The 18,739-nt window shown below is 54.5% G+C and carries 14 protein-coding genes; 9 read left to right on the plus strand and 5 right to left on the minus strand.

Features of this window, described 5'->3' with window-relative positions; all coding sequences use genetic code 11:
* Positions 1–58: 58 nt before the first annotated feature.
* The 3 genes from RHH27_RS02425 to pyk all read right to left on the minus strand — a co-directional run bounded on the left by RHH27_RS02425 (position 59) and on the right by pyk (position 3,644).
* Complete coding sequence (locus RHH27_RS02425) at positions 59–1,411, minus strand: DUF3370 domain-containing protein (protein WP_302678751.1); 1,353 nt, start codon at positions 1,409–1,411, stop codon at positions 59–61.
* A gap of 9 nt (positions 1,412–1,420) precedes the next feature.
* Positions 1,421–2,128: an SIMPL domain-containing protein gene (locus tag RHH27_RS02430; protein WP_302678752.1), complete on the minus strand. Its 708-nt coding sequence runs from the start codon at positions 2,126–2,128 to the stop codon at positions 1,421–1,423.
* 82 nt (positions 2,129–2,210) lie between these two features.
* Entirely contained in the window at positions 2,211–3,644 is a 1,434-nt protein-coding gene (pyk, locus tag RHH27_RS02435; protein ID WP_302678753.1) for a pyruvate kinase, read from the minus strand.
* Positions 3,645–3,771: 127 nt separating this feature from the next.
* On the opposite strand from pyk, the gene RHH27_RS02440 reads away from it, so the two are divergent.
* The 3 genes from RHH27_RS02440 to RHH27_RS02450 are packed head-to-tail and all read left to right on the plus strand — an operon-like array spanning position 3,772 to position 8,144.
* Positions 3,772–5,496 carry an ABC transporter permease subunit gene (locus tag RHH27_RS02440; RefSeq protein ID WP_302678754.1) on the plus strand — a complete coding sequence of 575 codons (1,725 nt, stop codon included), beginning with the start codon at positions 3,772–3,774 and terminating at the stop codon, positions 5,494–5,496.
* Positions 5,497–5,505: 9 nt separating this feature from the next.
* Complete coding sequence (locus tag RHH27_RS02445) at positions 5,506–6,642, plus strand: anhydro-N-acetylmuramic acid kinase (protein ID WP_302678755.1); 1,137 nt, start codon at positions 5,506–5,508, stop codon at positions 6,640–6,642.
* The gene (locus tag RHH27_RS02450; protein ID WP_302678756.1) at positions 6,639–8,144 is read left to right on the plus strand and encodes an NAD(P)H-hydrate dehydratase; all 1,506 of its coding nucleotides are present in this window, start codon (positions 6,639–6,641) and stop codon (positions 8,142–8,144) included. Before RHH27_RS02445 ends, RHH27_RS02450 begins: the two co-directional genes overlap by 4 nt.
* On the opposite strand, the gene gatB is transcribed toward RHH27_RS02450, so the two are convergent.
* Entirely contained in the window at positions 8,127–9,629 is a 1,503-nt protein-coding gene (gene gatB / locus RHH27_RS02455; protein WP_302679144.1) for an Asp-tRNA(Asn)/Glu-tRNA(Gln) amidotransferase subunit GatB, read from the minus strand. The two genes, RHH27_RS02450 and gatB, sit on opposite strands and share 18 nt — an antisense overlap.
* 273 nt (positions 9,630–9,902) lie before the next feature.
* Positions 9,903–11,051, minus strand: coding sequence for a citrate synthase (locus tag RHH27_RS02460; RefSeq protein ID WP_302678757.1), 1,149 nt, complete (start codon positions 11,049–11,051; stop codon positions 9,903–9,905).
* Between the two features lie 199 nt (positions 11,052–11,250).
* Between RHH27_RS02460 and bchB the strand changes: the two genes are divergently transcribed.
* The 6 genes from bchB to ntrB all read left to right on the plus strand — a co-directional run bounded on the left by bchB (position 11,251) and on the right by ntrB (position 18,691).
* Positions 11,251–12,777: a ferredoxin:protochlorophyllide reductase (ATP-dependent) subunit B gene (gene bchB, locus RHH27_RS02465; protein ID WP_302679145.1), complete on the plus strand. Its 1,527-nt coding sequence runs from the start codon at positions 11,251–11,253 to the stop codon at positions 12,775–12,777.
* A gap of 72 nt (positions 12,778–12,849) precedes the next feature.
* The gene (locus RHH27_RS02470) at positions 12,850–13,233 is read left to right on the plus strand and encodes a hypothetical protein (RefSeq protein ID WP_302678758.1); all 384 of its coding nucleotides are present in this window, start codon (positions 12,850–12,852) and stop codon (positions 13,231–13,233) included.
* A gap of 51 nt (positions 13,234–13,284) precedes the next feature.
* Positions 13,285–14,574 (plus strand): adenosylhomocysteinase, encoded by a 1,290-nt coding sequence (gene ahcY / locus RHH27_RS02475; protein WP_302678759.1) that lies wholly within the window; start codon positions 13,285–13,287, stop codon positions 14,572–14,574.
* Positions 14,575–14,928: 354 nt separating this feature from the next.
* Positions 14,929–16,491: a ferredoxin--nitrite reductase gene (locus RHH27_RS02480; protein WP_302678760.1), complete on the plus strand. Its 1,563-nt coding sequence runs from the start codon at positions 14,929–14,931 to the stop codon at positions 16,489–16,491.
* Positions 16,492–16,513: 22 nt separating this feature from the next.
* Positions 16,514–17,833: a CmpA/NrtA family ABC transporter substrate-binding protein gene (locus RHH27_RS02485; RefSeq protein WP_302678761.1), complete on the plus strand. Its 1,320-nt coding sequence runs from the start codon at positions 16,514–16,516 to the stop codon at positions 17,831–17,833.
* Between the two features lie 12 nt (positions 17,834–17,845).
* A complete protein-coding gene (gene ntrB / locus RHH27_RS02490; RefSeq protein WP_302678762.1) occupies positions 17,846–18,691 on the plus strand; it encodes a nitrate ABC transporter permease in 846 nt (281 codons plus the stop codon).
* Positions 18,692–18,739: the final 48 nt, after the last annotated feature.

Raw genomic sequence — 18,739 nt, forward strand, 5'->3', positions numbered from 1 at the left:
TAAAAAATGCGGCTGATCTAACCCGATCAGCAAGGGTGAGGGGATTTTCTTATTTTACTTAGGGGCGCGACAGAGGATCTGCCAAGGTTTCAATTGTCAACACTTGCGGGGGGGTGGCATCCGGCGGATAGAGCAGGGTGAACTGTACCCAGCGGATTTCTTGGGGTTGTAGCGTGAGCCGCACCAGATCGTCCCCCTGCTGGCCTTGGCGTTGGACAAGGTGAATGATCCGACTTTGGGGGGTGCCTTGATCATCGCGGAAGCGCAATCGGACACTGCCTCGGAAAAAGATGCGGTTGGGTGGTTCAGCAAAGAACCGTAAGCCCCTGGCGGGGGCGTCGAATTTGATGGGGGTTTGGAGGGCAAGGCGCAGGGTCTGGGGGCGATCGCTGGTGTTTTGTAGCGGTAGCACCAGATCATATTCAATGCCATAGTTGCCATGGGCAGCATAGGCCGTATCGGGATAGCGCACCACGAGGGGAGCCGTTTGCACTTGTCCTGTGCCCAAGCGCCCTGCCACTAACGAACTAATGGGATAGGAGAAGGCGGTCCCCGCGGCGGGAATCGGAATTGGTTGTTGTTGGGGATTGTGCCAGCGGGAGCCAAGGGCGACACCCGCCACTCGGCCATAGATAATGCTGCCCCCTTGATCGGGGGGGGTGGGGGCGCGATCGCGGGGGGTGACCAATTCCCCTGCCGTCAGTGTCTGCTGCCATTGCTCTAGGGTCGGCGGTTCATTGCCAAAGCGGGCTAAACTGGCGAGGTAGAGGTTGCCACTACTGCGGGCACGAATCAGCAGCGAACGGCCATTGAGGGGGGGGTCGAGTCCCTTGACCGGAATCGGTAAATTGGCGATCAGGGCATAACTGCGCGGGGGAATCATGATTTGTGCGGGCCATCCCGATTGCCGCCGTTGTCGCAAAATATCCAGCATGACGCGATCGCCCGGACCAGCAAAAACTTGGCCGAGATCATTGGCCTGCTGATTGGGCAGAGGACGAAAGGGCGCATCCGGCTGACTCAAGTAACTGGCGGCATGGATCAAATTCACCGTTACCGGTTCAGAACTGGGGTTGTAGGCGAGAATCCCTAGGTAGAGGGTCGTGAGATCCTGCGGGTCGAGGGGCTTCGCAATATGGTGGGCAAAAATATCAAAGCGATCGCGAAAAGCAAAGTTCAAGTGGGCACTAGGAGTTGCTTTGCCCTCTGGCGGAAATGTGGACAGGAGAATCCCTGATCGCTGCACCACCTCTGGGCTATTGCTATTCAACACAGGCACCCGATCAAGGGCACCCGGTAAAGGGAGCACTTTTTGCGGTTTTTCAATTGTTGCCGGCACCTGAGCTAGCACTGGGAAAATGACAACCAAGGCCGCACCGCTCGCCAACCACCAACGGAAATCAACAGACATTACCGAGACCTAGTAGCTCATTTGCAGCGTTACACTCGCCTCTACCTGTAATTCCCCGGACACCACAGGGGTGCTATCGGCCATGTTTGCTGCGCGAACGGCAAGGGGTCTTGGCGGGGGTGCCGCCTGATTAATTTGAATGCTCACCACTTGGCGCGGTTGGAGATTGAGGGCACTGAGTACCGCTTGAGCTTGACTTTGGGCATCTTGGGTCGCTCGCTGCAGGGCAGTGCGTTGGGCAGCGGCAATCGTCGCCTCTGGTGCGGTGAAGCTAATATTGTCAATCGTGGTTGCGCCAGCTTGGACAGCGGCATCAAGAAGGGGCCCCACGCGATCGCTAGCAATGCGAAAACTCACCGTATTGCGCCCGATATAGCCCACCAGTATCCGCTGATTGTTGGTGTACTGATAATTGGGACTGAGGCTCAGCCCCGTGGTTTGCAGTTGACTGACTTCCCGTGCCCGCAGAACCGCCAAAACGGCATTGGCTCGCCGCGCCACCTCTTGCTGTACCTCTTGAGCCGTGCGACCTTGCACCTCGACCCCTAGGCTGACTTGGGCAAGGGTTGCTGAAATGGCTTCTGTCCCTCGACCTGTAACCGTCAGGGTACGTTGGGCTTCTTGGCTCACGGCGGGTCGCTCAGCAACCACCACAGATCCCCCAACAAGAAGCGCGGCAAGACTGAGGGTATAAAAAGGCGTTAACGGATGTTTCACAGCGGTATTCACCACAGCTCAGCAAAAAACTCATGAACCTTGTTTCTCTCCAGACCGCCTCCCACTCGGATTCTGTTCCCCTTTAGGCGCTAATCGTATGAATTTTAATAAAATTCGTTCCTTGGGGAGTTTGGGCAGGAATGCCGCCCAGAATCAAAATTTTATCGCCCTCAGTGACCATCTGGCGCTCCTTGAGTTGGTTCTCAGCCACGGCAATCATCCCTTCAAAAGTCATAGGCAGCGTTTCCAAAAGAATCGGCTTCACACCCCAGAGCAAATTCATCCAGTGATAAACGCGGGGGCGATCGGTAAAGGCGACAATCATGGGTTTCACCCGTTCCCCAGAGGCAATGGTTGCGGTATAGCCCGTTTCCGTAAAGCAGGCGATCGCCCGCAGATCGAGGATTTGAGTAATGGTGGTTAAGGCTTCACCTAGGGCATGGGTCTCATCATTGCGGTAGGCGGGCATATTGTCAAACTCAAGGTGCGGCTCCACATCCGCTGCAATCCGCGCCAACATCTTCACCGCCTGCCGGGGAAAAGCCCCCACAGCAGATTCGCCCGACAACATCACCGCATCTGTACCATCAAGAATGGCGTTGGCGACATCACTGGCCTCTGCCCGCGTCGGACGGGGATTGTGAATCATGCTCTCTAGCATTTGGGTTGCCGTAATCACAGGAATACTGCGGTAGTTGCACTCGCGAATAATTTGCTTTTGCAGCAGCGGCACCTTCTCTACCCGCATCTCCACACCGAGATCGCCCCGCGCAACCATGATTGCATCGGCCACCCCCAAAATCGCTGAGAGATTTTCCACTGCTTGGGGTTTCTCAATTTTTGCCAGCACGGGCATATCACTGGCACCGTGGGCCGCCAAGTACTCCCGCAACTCCCAGAGATCCTCAGCTCGGCGCACAAAACTCAGGGAGATAATATCAACCCCCTGCTCAATGCCAAATTGAATATCCTGCTTGTCTTTGTCTGTGAGGGAAGGCAGCCGCAGATTGAGATCTGGCAAGTTTACCCCCTTACGACTTTTGAGCGTGCCCCCCTGCACCACCCGGCAGGTGACCCGATCTCCCGCAATGGCCTCGACCACCAATTCCAAGAGGCCATCATCCAAGAGCACCTGCATCCCCGGCTGCGCCTCTTCGGCAAGATAGGGATAATCAATGCCAATGCCTTGTGTCTCTTCCTCAGTGAGCGGCACGAGGTGGACTTGCTCCCCTTCCACTAATTCGATGCTCCCTTCAGGAAGCTGGCCAACGCGAATCTTCGGCCCTTGCAAGTCTTGCAGCAGGGTTAAGGGGGTTGCTGCTTCATTGGCCACTTGTCGTAGCAGAGTAATGGTTTCGGCATGATCTTTATAGTCACCATGGGAGAAATTTAACCGTGCCACATTCATGCCGGCGGTTAGCATCTGCTGAATCACTTCCCGCGATCGACTGGCAGGGCCAATGGTGGCCACAATTTTGGTGCGACGAAACAGCATAGGAGAGGGGGATAACTTCATGCTCTCCTAAATCTTAGGCATAGGTCAGGGAATCCGGTGGTGTTCTGGCTTGCATTGGACATTAACTTTTGTGGCTACAGGGATGTGGCTATAATTTGCCTCGTGGAGACTACCGCTGGAGGCCGCGATGGCACGCCCCCTTACCCCCGATAATCAAACGCTGAATCGTGCTTGGACTTGGCAAGATGGCCTGATTATTTTGGCCTTGATTGCCCTGATCTTTTGGATTGTCAACACGGCGGCGCAGTTTACAGGACAGTATGACCCCACGATCACCATTGAGCTGAGTCCAGCGGTCTTGCCCAGTTACACCGCTCAAACGCTGCTGCGGATGCTCATTGCCTACGTCATCTCCTTGGTGTTTAGCATCCTCTATTCCTATATTGCCTACTACAATCGCACTGCTGAAAAAATCCTGCTGCCGCTGCTGGATATTCTGCAATCGATTCCCGTGCTGTCGTTTTTGCCGGGGGTGGTGCTGGCACTGATTGCCCTCTTTCCGGGGAGCCGTATTGGCGTGGAATTGGCGGCCATTATCCTCATCTACACGGGAATGGCTTGGAATATGACGTTTAGCTTTTATCAGTCTTTGATTAGCGTGCCTCGAGAGCTGCGGGAGGTGGCAAAAATTTATCGGCTGGGGTGGTGGCAGCAGGTGTGGACGCTGGATTTGCCGGCGGGTGCCATTGGCCTGATCTGGAATAGTGTGATGTCAGTGGCGGGGGGCTGGTTTTTCCTGATGGCGATCGAGTCCTTTACCATTGGCGAGAAAACCTTTACGTTGCCGGGGTTAGGTTCCTATCTGGCGGAAGCAGCCAACCAACAGGACTATGCAGCATTGGCCTACGGTCTGGCGGTATTAATTGGCATCATTATTGTAATTGATATTCTGGTGTGGCGCCCTCTCATTGCTTGGGGCGAAAAATTCAAGATGGAAATGGTCGAGGCGGAGAATGTGCCTAAATCCTTCGTTCTTGATTTCCTGCGGCGATCGCCCACGTTGCGAGCCTTCCACCAAAATATCTTTGCCCCCGTCTGGGAACGACTGGATGAGCAGTTGCGCCCCAAACCCCCACGTCAATCCGTTGCCCCCCAGAATGACCAAGGCAACTGGCCGATAACCCCCATCATTTTGCTGATTTTTGCCGCCTTCGTGGGTTGGGGAGCGATCGCCTTTTTGCGGCAAATGTTTGGTGTCAGTTGGCAAGATTGGCAGCAAATTGGTCTAGGGGCGGTTCTGACCACGGTGCGGGTAGCGGTGGCACTGGTTCTCTCCCTACTGTGGACAGTTCCAGTGGGGGTGGCGATCGGTCGCAATCCCCGTGCTGCTCAAGTGTTGCAACCCATTGTCCAAATTGCGGCATCGGTACCGGCTACGGCGCTGTTTCCAGTGCTGCTGTTGGCGCTGGCCAATGTGGGTGGGGGTTTGGAGATTGGCTCTGTGGCGCTGATGATGCTGGGCACGATGTGGTACATCCTCTTTAATGTCATTGCCGGTGCCCAAGCGATTCCCACGGAATTATTTGAAGCAGCGGTAGTCTATCAACTCTCTTGGTGGCAGCGGTGGCGCACCCTGATCCTGCCCGGCATTTTTCCCTATTTGATTACGGGCATCATTACGGCGGTGGGCGGCGCTTGGAACTCCAGCATCGTCAGTGAATATGTGGAATTTCAGAATCAAACGGAGCAAACCCTTGGCTTGGGGGCCACGATTTCTGAGGCTAGCGTTCGGGGGGATTTTCCCCTACTGATGGCCGCCACGGCAGTCATGTCACTATTGGTGGTTTTGACCAACCGCTTGGTTTGGCGCCCCCTCTACCGCTTGGCGGAAACCAAGTATCAACTGCTGTAGGCGGTGAAGATGCGCGTTATTGGCCTCATGAGCGGTACCTCGGTGGATGGCATTGATGCGGTTTTAGTGGAGCTACAGGGGGGCGATCGCGACCTTGAGGTACAGGTGCTGAATTTTTGTACGGTGCCCTATCCCACAGCCCTACGGCAGCAGATTCTCGACATTTGTGGCGCAAAACCTTTGACCCTTGCAGCGTTGGCGGAGTTGGATGAGGCGATCGCCGAGGCCTTTGCTTTGGCAGCACAAACGGTTCAACAGGGATATCCCCGCGCAGATCTCATTGGCTCCCACGGTCAAACGGTCTTTCATCGCCCCCCCACGGGCGATCGCCTCGGCTACAGCCTACAACTGGGACGGGGAGATTGGATTGCTTGGCGCACGGGGATTACCACCATTGCTAACTTTCGTGCTCAAGATATTGCCCTAGGCGGCCAAGGAGCGCCCCTTGTGCCTCGGATCGATTGGTGTCTTCTCAGTCATCCCACGGAAGTCCGCTGTGTGCAAAACATCGGTGGCATCGGCAATGTTACCTACTTGCCGCCTCAACGAGAGGATCCTGAGGGCAAAGGGGTTATGGGTTGGGATACAGGTCCCGGCAATGTGCTGCTTGATCTGGCCGTAACGGAGTTATCGGGGGGTGAATTCACCTACGATGCCGATGGGGCATGGGCGCGGCAGGGCAAAATTATCGATCCCCTAGTAGAGCACTGGCTGCAAGACCCCTTCTTTCAGCAGCTGCCGCCAAAGTCCACAGGGCGAGAATACTTTGGTCTGCCCTTTTGGCAGCGATGCCGCACTGAGGCTGCTGGTCTGGCGCCTGCGGATCTGCTGGCCACACTGACGGAATTTACGGCTCGCAGTATGGTTGAGAGCTATCGCCAATTTTTGCCCCAAAAACCGCAGCGGCTCTTCCTCTGTGGCGGCGGTGCCCACAATCGTTTTCTCAGGGAGCGCCTTCAGGTGCATTTAGGAGACATTCCCGTGGAAACCACTGCGACGGCGGGCGTACCGGTGGATGCCAAAGAGGCGATCGCCTTCGCTATTCTCGCCTACTGGCATGAGTTGGGCTTGCCGGGGAATTTGCCCCAAGTCACAGGTGCGCGCCAAGCGGTTCCCTTGGGTCAGTGTTGGCTGGGACAGTCATGAAAACAACCTTTCCAGCCATTGTCACCACGGCTGAAATGCAGGCAATCGAAGGGGCGATGTTCAATGCCGGCTTTCCAGTGCCTGCCCTGATGGAAAAGGTGGGACAACGCCTCAGCGACTTTCTCCAGCGTCAGTTTCCACCGTATTCCCGTGTTGGGGTTTTGGCCGGTCCGGGGCACAATGGCGGCGATGCTCTGGTGGTGGCGCGGGAACTATGGCACCGCGGCTATGGGGTGAAGGTCTGGCAGCCCTTTGAACGTTTGAAACCCCTGACGGCAGATCATGCCCGCTATGCCCGCTTTCTCGGTCTGCCCTTTGTCGAGACAGTGGACAGCTTGCAAGAGGTTGACCTGATCGTGGATGGTCTTTTTGGCTTTGGCCTAGAGCGGGAACTGACGGGTGACCTTGCCGCTGCCATTGACCAAATCAACACATGGCGGCAACCACGGGTGAGTATTGATGTCCCCTCGGGGCTACACAGTAATACCGGGGCAGTTTTGGGTACGGCAATTCAGGCCGATCGCACCCTCTGTTTAGGACTCTGGAAGCGGGGGCTACTGGTAGAGGAAGCACAGCCTTGGGTGGGGCAGGGGGTGTTAATTCCCTTTGATATTCCCTCGACGCTGATTGAAGCGGTGTTGGCGACTGCGCCTCGGCGATATTGCTTAGATGCTTCCTGTTGGCAAGAATTGCCCCTGTCGCGATCGCCCATTACCCACAAGTATCAGCAGGGACAACTGTTACTCATTGGCGGCTCTGCCCAGTTTGGCGGCAGTATTCTCCTCAGTGCCCTTGCTGCACGCTGTACGGGTGTGGGAATGCTGGTGGTGGCGGTGCCCCAGTCCCTGAAGTCCCTTGTGCTCTCACGAGTCCCCGATGCCATTGTTGTTGGCTGTCCAGAAACAGCGAGGGGGGCGATCGCTGGCTTGCCGGAACCACTAGACTTGAGCAAGTTCTCAGCCATTGCCTGTGGGCCGGGGCTAACCCCTGAGGCGGTGCCCGTTGTGGAAACCGTTCTCGGTGCCGGGCAACCCCTTGTCTTGGATGCCGATGCTCTGAATATCCTAGCGACGCTCTCGCCATGGCCGCTGCCAAGTCCGACCATTTTGACCCCCCACTATGGCGAATTTCGGCGGCTCTTTCCAGACCTTGTCACCGGCGATCGCCTTGATCAAGTGACCGCCGCCGCGAGCCGCAGTAATGCCATTGTTCTTCTCAAGGGCGCACGCACAGCCATTGCCTCTCCGAAGGGTGAGCTTTGGATCAACCCCCACAGTACCCCTGCCCTTGCCCGAGGGGGTAGTGGGGATGTTCTCACTGGCCTCATTGGTGGCCTTTTGGCGCAGCAGGAAGCCCTCAGCGCCACCTATGGTGGGGTTTGGTGGCATGCCCAAGCCGGCCTTCAGGCAGAACGAGAGGCCACTGCTCTAGGGGTCTATCCTGAACAACTGATTGCCCACCTGTTACCGACGCTGCACGCTGCTCTAACTGCTGGCGTTTAGCTTTTTGGCCAAGAGTTGATTGGTCAGCTTCGGGTCGGCTCGCCCTGCTGTTTTCTTCATGATTTGGCCAACAAAGAAGCCCTGAAGTTTCGTTTTGCCCGCGCGGTATTGTTCCAGTTCATTGGGGTGCGCTGCTAGCACTTCATCAATCATTGCCTCTAGGGTAGCCACATCGGAAATTTGGCTGAGGCCTTTTTTCTCGACAAGGGCTTTCGGGGAGCCACCTTGAGCCAGTAATTCCGGCAGCAGATCCTTGGCCATTTTGCTACTGATAGTGCCCGCCTCAATGAGTTGGATCAATTCCGCCAATTCAGCAGGTTTCAGAGGTAGTGCCTCGATCGCCAGTTTTTGTTCCTTGAGATAGGCGGTAATATCGCCCATGATCCAGTTGGCCGCTAATTTCGGGGGTGCCCCGGCGGCAACGGTGGCTTCAAAGTATTCGGCAACGGCTCGCTCATCGGTGAGGACACGGGCATCTTGGGGGGGCAGGCCCCACTCGGTCTCGTAGCGGTGCCGCTTTTGCGCTGGCAGTTCAGGCAAATCCGCACGCCAAGTGGCCAGTTGCTCCGCACTGACTTCAATGGGGCCGAGATCGGGTTCAGGAAAGTAGCGGTAGTCACTGGAGCCTTCCTTGACCCGCATGGTGCGTGTTTGCTGCGTGGCCTCATCCCAGAGGCGGGTTTCTTGAACGATGGCTTCGCCCGCTTTCACAGCAGCGACTTGCCGCTCAATTTCATAGTCAATGGCGCGTTGGATGGCACTAAAGGAGTTCATGTTCTTAATCTCGACCTTGGTGCCAAAGGTGTTGCTGCCCACGGGGCGCACGGAGATATTCACGTCGCAGCGCAGCGACCCCTCCTGCATATTGCCATCGCAAACCCCCAAGTAACGGAGAATACGCCGCAGTTCTTGGGCATACTCGGCAGCTTCTTGACCCGTGCGCAGATCTGGCTCAGAGACAATTTCCACAAGGGGCACCCCTGCCCGATTCAAGTCCACTAGGGAGTAGGTGGAGCCAGACAGGCGATCGCTCCCCGCGTGAACCAGTTTGCCGGCATCTTCCTCCATGTGCAGGCGAGTAATGCCAATTTTTTTACGGTGGGCGGTGCCGTTGTCATCCACCAGTTCAATCTCAAGGTAGCCATGCTGGGCAATGGGCAGGTCGTACTGCGAGATTTGATAGTTTTTCGGCAAGTCGGGATAAAAATACTGCTTGCGATCGAATTTGCTGTAGGGGGCAATCTGACAATTGAGGGCTAAGCCCGCCTTCACGGCATACTCGAGCACCTTTTCATTCAAGACAGGGAGTGTCCCCGGCAAACCCAAACACACTGGGTCAATGTTGGTATTCGGGGGTGCCCCAAACTGGGTCGAGCTAGACGAGAAAATTTTGGTTTGGGTACTCAGTTGGCAGTGAATCTCTAGGCCAATCACCGCCTCGTAGGTGAGACTGGCGGGATCCACAGGGGTGGGTTCAGGCGCAATGGTTGCTGCCTGCTGCGTCGAGGTTGGTGGGGTGGATTTCGCCGTTTTTGATGTTTTTGAGGTTTTCGATGCTTGCCGTTTGCTTGATTTTGCCTTTGCCATCAGAAACTCCACAAGGGTACCGCCACTATAAAGCAGCTTACAGCCCTTTTCCCAAGGATGGAACACGCTCAAGGCTGTGAAAGCAAGTACAGGAGAGTATTTGATTGCCCTAGGTCTATATGCATTTTCAGAAAAGGACTGTCTTCAGGGGGGGGAATTGAGGATCAAGAGCTAGGGGCGATGATTGCGCTCCTCCATGGGCACATAGGGCTGATTGTGGGCACCCGTATAGACTTGGGTGGGGCGATAGATGCGATTGGCCTCCAGTTGTTCTTTCCAGTGGGCTAGCCAACCGGCCACGCGGGCGATCGCAAACACAGGCGTAAACAGATCACTGGGAATGCCCAACCGCCGATAGACAAGCCCCGAGTAAAAGTCCACATTGGGATAAATCCCCTTGTAACTGAGGTATTCACCCACCACTTCTTCCAGTTTCAGGGCAATGTCGTAGTAGCGATCGCCACCAAACTTATCAAACAACTGCTCCGCCAGCTTCTGCAAAATCGTGGCACGGGGATCCTTGACCTTATACACGCGGTGGCCAAAGCCGGCAATTTTGATCTTATTCTGAACGCACTTTTCCACATAGGGACGCACATTCTCGACACTGCCGATTTCCTCGAGCATATTGATCACCTCTTCATTGGCGCCCCCGTGGAGCGGCCCTGCCAGTGTACCCACCGCTGAAGCAACCACAGCGTAAGGATCTGTCAATGTCGAGGCCGTCACCCGCGCCGAGAAGGTAGAGGCATTCATCGTGTGCTCGGCATGGAGAATCAAGCAAATATCAAATACCCGTGCCGCAAAGGGATCGGGACGCCGCTCATTGAGCATGTAGAGAAAGTTGGCCGCATAGTCCAGCTCATCACAGGGCATGACCGGATCATTCCCCTTGCGAATCAGTTGAAACGCCGCCACCATTGTTGGAATTTTGGCCAAGAGGCGGATGACTGCTGCCCGAATGTACTCCGGATCGTCGAGGGCCCGCCGCGAATAGAACAATCCCAAGGCGCCCGCCGAGGCCTGTAGGGCATCCATGGGGTGGCCACTTTCTGGGAAACATTTCATCATGTCGCGAATGCGATATTTGACCCGACGGTGGTAGGTAATATCGTGCTCAAAAGCGGCCAGTTCTTCCTTAGTGGGCCAGTAGCCCCAAATCAACAAAAAGGCGGTTTCCAAAAATGTGCTTTTTTCCGCCAGTTCCTGAATTGGGACACCGCGATACTCCAGAATACCGGCTTGGCCATCCACATAGCTAATGGCCGACTGGGCAATGGGAATCCCTTCAAGACCAGGGCTAAATTCGCAAGCAACCATGCGTGGGTGTCCTTAAAAGGGGGCAAACTGAATCGCAATTGCAACATCTATCAATTTTAGGGGAGAGGGGAAAGATGTTGAGATGTTAAGCTGCATTCCCGCTTCCTTGAAGTTTTCCAACGTTTTGTCGGGCGAGGGAAAGAGCCTCGCTACGATCGCGATCGGACATCAAAATGCCTTTGCCCAAGGAGTTGACGCGATGAAACTTGCCTACTGGATGTATGCAGGGCCGGCCCACATTGGTACTCTGCGCATTGCCAGTTCCTTCAAAAATGTTCATGGCATTATGCACGCGCCCCTTGGAGATGACTACTTCAACGTCATGCGATCGATGCTCGAGCGAGAGCGCGACTTTACGCCTGTCACCGCCAGTATTGTCGATCGCCATGTCTTGGCACGCGGCTCCCAAGAAAAAGTGGTGGACAATATCACCCGCAAAGACACTGAAGAGCACCCTGATTTAATTGTGCTCACCCCCACCTGCACCTCTAGCATTCTTCAGGAAGACTTACAAAACTTTGTCCAACGCGCCAGCCTCAGCACCACTGCCGATGTCCTCTTGGCGGATGTCAATCACTATCGCGTCAATGAATTGCAAGCCGCCGATCGCACCCTTGAGCAAATCGTGCAGTTTTATATTGACAAAGCCCGCCGCCAAGGCACCTTAGTGACCAACAAAACCCCCACCCCTAGCGTCAACATTATTGGCATCACCACCCTCGGCTTCCACAATCAGCACGACTGCCGCGAGCTGAAACAACTCATGGCCGACCTTGGCATTCAGGTGAACCTTGTCATTCCTGCCGGTGCCAGCGTCCACGACCTTGCCCGACTGCCCCAAGCTTGGTTTAACCTAGTTCCCTATCGAGAAATTGGCGGTCTCACCGCCCAGTACCTAGAAGCCGAATTTGGCCAGCCAAGCGTCAGCATTACGCCGATGGGTGTGGTGGAAACCGCCCGCTGTATCCGTGCCATTCAAGCGGTGCTCAATGCTCAGGGGGCCAATGTGGACTACGAAGCCTTTATTGAACAGCAAACACGGGAGGTGTCCCAAGCCGCTTGGTTTTCCCGCTCCATTGACTGCCAAAACCTCACCGGTAAAAAAGCAGTGGTCTTTGGGGACAATACCCATGCAGCGGCAATGACCAAAATTCTCAGTCGGGAAATGGGCATCCACGTTGTTTGGGCGGGGACGTACTGCAAATACGATGCCGATTGGTTCCGCGCAGAGGTGGCGGGCTTTTGTGACGAAGTACTCATTACCGATGACCACACGGTGGTGGGGGACGCGATCGCCCGCGTTGAACCCGCGGCCATCTTTGGCACCCAAATGGAACGCCATGTGGGCAAACGCCTCAACATTCCCTGTGGCGTCATTGCCGCTCCCATCCACATCCAAGACTTTCCCGTGGGCTATCGCCCCTTCTTGGGCTATGAGGGCACGAATCAACTGGTGGATTTAATCTACAATTCCTTTACCTTGGGCATGGAAGATCACCTGCTAGAGATTTTTGGTGGCCATGACACCAAGGAAGTGATTCACAAGGGGCTTTCCGCCGACTCGGATTTGACATGGACCGCGGATGGGCTAGCGGAATTAAACAAGATTCCCGGCTTTGTGCGCGGCAAGGTGAAGCGCAACACCGAAAAATTTGCCCGCGAACAGGGGATTAGCGAGATCACCGTAGAAGTGCTCTACGCTGCCAAAGAAGCCGTGGGGGCTTAAGTTTCACCTCTGGAACCTGTATGAACCTGACCCTTGCAGCGTATAGCGATTGGCATTTAACAAGCAATTGCTATGGTATTGCTGAAACGTTTCATTGCCCTTGGTTTACTGGCAGCAGGGGTTGGCTTTGCACCAAGTGCCCTTGCGCAGCGGGTGCCGCGTTTACGCCAAGGCATGAGCTATGCGGATGCCCGCCAACGCCTCCTTGATCGGGGTTGGCAACCCGTGGTTAATCCAGCAATGGTGAATCCGACAACAACGACCCCGATTGTGGCCTATCTCGTCGGTCAAGGCTATAGCGAACTGATGGGTTGTCAACTAATAGGGGGGGTAGATCTCTGCACCTTTCAGTTTCGCAATCGCAAGGGGCATCTTTTGGAAATTGGCACCGTGAATTTGCTCATTTTCCCCGGCGGCACGGTGACCAGTTGGGTACTGCGGAAGAATTCCCCCTAGGCGATTCTTGCGTATAATGGGGAGCCGTAACCTTTTTTAAGGAACCGCAGTATGGTGTCTTCTCCGATTAAATCTGAAGCCCCTGTTCGTCACGATGTCAAAGACTTGAGCCTTGCACCCTTAGGGCAGCAGCGCATTGAGTGGGCCAGTCGGGAGATGCCGGTACTGCGGCAGATTCGCGATCGCTTTGAGAAAGAAAAGCCCCTTGCCGGTATTCGCTTGGCCGCCTGTTGCCATGTGACCACAGAAACCGCCAATCTAGCGATCGCCCTCAAAGCCGGCGGTGCTGACGCGGTTCTTATTGCCAGTAATCCCCTCTCCACCCAAGACGATGTCGCCGCTAGCCTAGTGGTGAACTACGGCATCCCGGTCTTTGCCCAAAAAGGGGAAGACACCGCCACCTATATGCGCCACGTCAATATTGCCCTTGATCACCGTCCCAACATCATCATTGATGACGGCTGTGATGTGGTTGCCACCCTCGTCAAAGAGCGCCAGCACCAACTCAGTGACATTATTGGCACCACCGAAGAAACCACCACTGGCATTGTCCGCCTCAAGGCCATGTTCCGCGATGGCGTCCTCACCTTCCCCGCCATTAATGTCAACGATGCCGACACCAAACACTTCTTTGACAACCGCTACGGCACTGGTCAATCTACCCTCGATGGCATCATTCGGGCAACGAACATTCTGCTTGCCGGTAAAACCGTTGTCGTGGCTGGCTATGGCTGGTGCGGTAAAGGGACAGCGCTGCGGGCACGGGGCATGGGTGCCAATGTGATTGTGACGGAAATTGATCCTGTGCGTGCCATTGAAGCAGTCATGGATGGCTTCCGGGTCATGCCCATGCTTGAGGCGGCGCCCCTTGGGGATATTTTCATTACCGTGACGGGGAATAAGCATGTGATTCGCGCCGAGCACTTTGCCGTCATGAAAGATGGGGCAATGGTAGCCAACTCTGGTCACTTTGACATTGAAATTGACCTTGCCACCCTGAAAACCCTCGCCAAGGAAGTCCGCGTCGTGCGCAACTTCACCGAGGAATACATTCTCCCCAGCGGTAAATCCATCATTGTTTTGGGTGAAGGCCGCCTGATTAACCTTGCGGCTGCCGAAGGCCACCCCGCCAGTGTGATGGATATGAGCTTTGCCAACCAAGCCCTTGGCTGTGAGTATCTTGTCAAAAATAAAGGTCAGTTGGCAGCCGGCATCCACCCTATTCCCGCAGCAGTGGATCAAGAAATTGCCCGTTTGAAACTCCAAGCCATGGGCATTGCCATTGACACCCTCACTCCCGAACAGGTGGAGTACATGAACTCTTGGACCTCTGGCACTTAGACCCCCCATCCACCTGCAAAATCATTAGAACGTTGCGTGCTGCGTCCTAGCTAGGGCTAACCTCAGGGTGCAGCTTTTTATTTATCGCTTAATTTATTGTCATCAACAGCCTTTTTCTAAAATAGTGGCTACCGCTACCGGCTGTCATCTTGTTATAGAGCAATTTGGGCTGTTTTAGTTGTTTGGGCAGATTTAATCTCCCGCCCTGAAGTTAAGGTTAGATACAGTTTTGGCATATTTTTAATACGGAAACTGTATAGCGACAAAGAAAATGTAGCAAAATTTACAAATGTTCATGATTGACCTGCCTAAATTGGGTGTTCAAGTAACCCGTTGAAACCAAGGGCAACAACCGTGAGCAACAAAATTGAAGCCATTAAAAAAGAGAAAGATGTTTTAGCGGTTAAACAAGAGCTAGAGAAATTCGCAGCCATGGGCTGGGAAAACATTCCTGAAGCTGACCGCGATGTTCGCCTCAAGTGGCTTGGGATTTTCTTTCGCCCCGTTACCCCTAGCAGGTTCATGATGCGGCTGCGGGTACCCAATGGGATTCTCACCAGTCAACAACTGCGAACCCTTGGCGAAATTGTGGATCGCTATGGTGAGAACGGCAATGGTGACATCACCACCCGTCAAAACATTCAGATTCGGGGTCTGCCCATTGAGGATATTCCTGAAATCATAGAGCGGCTGCAAGCCTGTGGCCTGACCTCTGTGCAATCCGGCATGGACAATGTGCGCAACCTCACTGGATCGCCAGTGGCGGGCATTGATGCGGCCGAACTCATTGATACTCGCCCCTTGATCATGAAATTGCAGGCCATGATTACCAACAATGGTCAGGGGAATTTGGAATTCAGCAATCTACCCCGCAAATTCAACATTGCGATCGAGGGGGGGCGGGATAACTCTGTCCATGCGGAAATTAACGATGTTGCCTTTGTGCCTGCCTATCGGCAAGGGCGTTTGGGCTTCAATGTTTTAGTCGGTGGTTTCTTCTCTGCTCGGCGTTGCGCTGCCGCTATCCCCCTCAATGCTTGGGTGCCTCCCGATGATGCTGTGGTGCACCTCTCACGTGCCATCCTTGAAATTTTCCGTGACCATGGCCTACGGGGCAATCGCCAAAAAGCGCGGCTCATGTGGCTGATTGATGAATGGGGTATCGAGAAATTCCGGGCAGCAGTCGCCGCTAAACTCCCCTTTGAACTCCTCAGTGCCGCTCCCAAGGATGAAATTGACTGGGACAAGCGAGATCATCTGGGGGTGCATTGCCAAAAACAGCGGGAGTTGAACTATGTGGGACTGCATGTGCCCGTAGGGCGCCTCTATGCCACTGATTTTTACGAGTTGGCACGGCTAGCTCAAGTCTATGGTCAATCGGAAGTGCGGCTGACCGTGGAGCAAAATCTGATCATTCCCCATGTACCTAGCGCTGTTTTACCAAGCCTGCTGCGCGAACCCCTCCTCACTAAGTTTCGGCCGGAACCACCGCCTTTAGAACGTGCCCTCGTTTCCTGTACGGGTGCTCAGTTTTGCAACTTTGCCCTCATTGAAACCAAAAATCGTGCCCTTGCCCTCGTCCGCTGGCTGAATCAACAACTGGTGCTCCCTCAACCGGTGCGCATTCACTGGACCGGGTGTCCCAACTCCTGTGGTCAACCCCAAGTAGCCGATATTGGCCTAATGGGTACAAAAGCCCGTCGTAACGGCGAAACCGTGGATGCCGTGGATTTGTACATGGGTGGCAAGGTCGGTAAGGATGCCAAGCTGGGCACCTGTGTGAAAAAAGCGATTCCCTGTGATGAACTGCCGGAGGTACTGCGCCAACTGTTGATTGATCACTTTGGTGCTCAGCCCATCAGTTCACATACGCTGCAGGTTCCGATACACGCTGAATTAGCCTTGTCGATTGTTTAGGAATTAAAGGATTTGTAAACCAATGGTGACTTTCTCCCGGCGTCACTTTCTCGTGACCGCTGCGGCTACAACGGCCGTGACATTGATCTCCCACGGTTGTGGTAATAGCCAGCAAACTAGTGATGTTGCCCAACCCACCACCCTAGCGGAAACTCCAGAAGTGATGGGAGCGAAACTGGGCTTTATTGCTCTGACGGACGCGGCTCCCCTGATTATTGCCAAGGAAAAGGGCTTGTTTGCCAAGTATGGGATGCCCGATGTGGAGGTGATTAAGCAGGCTTCTTGGGGCGTGACCCGCGACAACTTGGTCTTGGGTTCTGCCGGGGGTGGCATTGATGGTGCCCACATTCTCACACCAATGCCCTACCTGATGACCGTGGGAACCATTACCGGTGGCAAACCTGTACCCATGTATATCTTGGCGCGGTTAAACACAAATGGTCAGGGAATTGTCTTGGCTAATGCTTACAAGGATCTCAATATCAGGACTGACAGTAGCCCCCTGAAGGAGGCCTTTGCTAAAACCCGTGCTGAACGGCGTGCCCAGAATCAGCAAGAGCAGATCAAAGTGGCAGTGACATTTCCAGGGGGCACCCATGATCTGTGGATGCGCTACTGGCTGGCTGCCGGCGGCATTGATCCTGAGAAGGACGTTTCTGTGATCGTTGTGCCTCCTCCGCAAATGGTGGCCAATGTGAAAACTGGAACCATGGAAGCTTTCTGTGTGGCTGAGCCATGGCCACAACAAGCGGTGAATCAAAAGGTGGGGGTTGATGCTATTACCACGGGTGAATTTTGGCAGGATCATCCTGAGAAATCGCTGACTTTGCGGGCGGATTGGGTTGATCAGCATCCGAAGGCCACTAAAGCTCTATTGATGGCTGTGATGGAAGCACAACAGTGGTGTGACCAACCTGAAAATAAACCAGAAATGGTCAAGATAATTGCCCAGCGGCAATGGTTGAAGGTACCCGAGAAGAATATTTTGGATCGCTCCCTCGGTAAGTTTGACTTTGGCAATGGCCGTACCTTTGACAACCCCGATCTAGCGATGAAGTTCTGGCGAGACAATGCCTCTTATCCCTACCAAAGTCATGATCTGTGGTTCCTGACGGAGGACATTCGCTGGGGGTATTTGCCGCCGAATATGGACACTAAAGCTCTCATCCAAAAAGTGAACCGTGAGGATCTGTGGCGCGAAGCCGCTCAAGCGATGGGGGTGCCGGCAGCGGAAATTCCCACCACCACCTCTCGGGGCGTGGAGACCTTTTTTGATGGTGTGGCCTTTGATCCCCAAAATCCTCAGGCCTACTTGAGTGGTTTGGATTTGAAAAAAGTTTAGAGGTAAAGAGCAATGGCAAGTTCTTCTATGGGTTTCACTCAATCTCGACGGCGGCGCTGGTTAAAGCATCTCAAGAAGTCAGCGATGTTCCGCAAAGTGGTACTGGGTAGTTTGGGGGCGCTGTGTTTCTTGGTCATTTGGCAGTTTGTCTGCATGGCGGGGCTACTTCGCCTGCCAACGCCCCTCACTGTTATTACTGAAACTTGGGGGTTGATAGTTGATCCCTTTTATCAAGGGAGTGGCACGGATGTGGGGTTGGGGTGGCAAATTCTCTCCAGTCTGCGGCGGGTGGCCGTTGGCTTTTCCTTGGCAGCAGTCATTGGAGTGGGGCTGGGGATGCTGATTGGCTCTAGTCGAGTGCTCTACGATGCAGTGGATCCCATTTTGCAGGTGTTGCGTCCGGTGCCCCCCCTTGCGTGGTTGCCCATTTCCTTGGCGGCTCTGCGGGACAATGAACCGGCAGCGATTTTTGTGATCTTCATTACCGCAATTTGGCCGATTATCATCAACACAATTGTTGGTGTGCAGCAAATTCCCAAGGACTACAAGAATGTGGCACGGGTGTTGCAGCTTTCCCGCAAGGATTATTTCCTGAATATTCTCGTACCAGCAACGGTGCCCTATGTGTTTACGGGGCTGCGCATTGGCATTGGGCTGTCTTGGTTGGCGATCGTGGCGGCGGAGATGCTCATTGGCGGTGTCGGCATTGGCTTCTTTATTTGGGATGCCTGGAACAGTTCTCTGATTAGTGAAATTATTGTTGCCGTGATCTATGTCGGCATTGTCGGCCTGGTTCTGGATCGCTCGGTGGCCTTTGTGGGTCGCCTGCTCAGCCACGGTGAAGAGGCGCATTCCTAGCTCCCTCACGTAACCCATCCTCCCCTCTTTTCCCCTTACTGTCGAACA

This window comes from Thermosynechococcus sp. PP555 (genome assembly GCF_031583225.1).
Lineage (GTDB): Bacteria > Cyanobacteriota > Cyanobacteriia > Thermosynechococcales > Thermosynechococcaceae > Thermosynechococcus.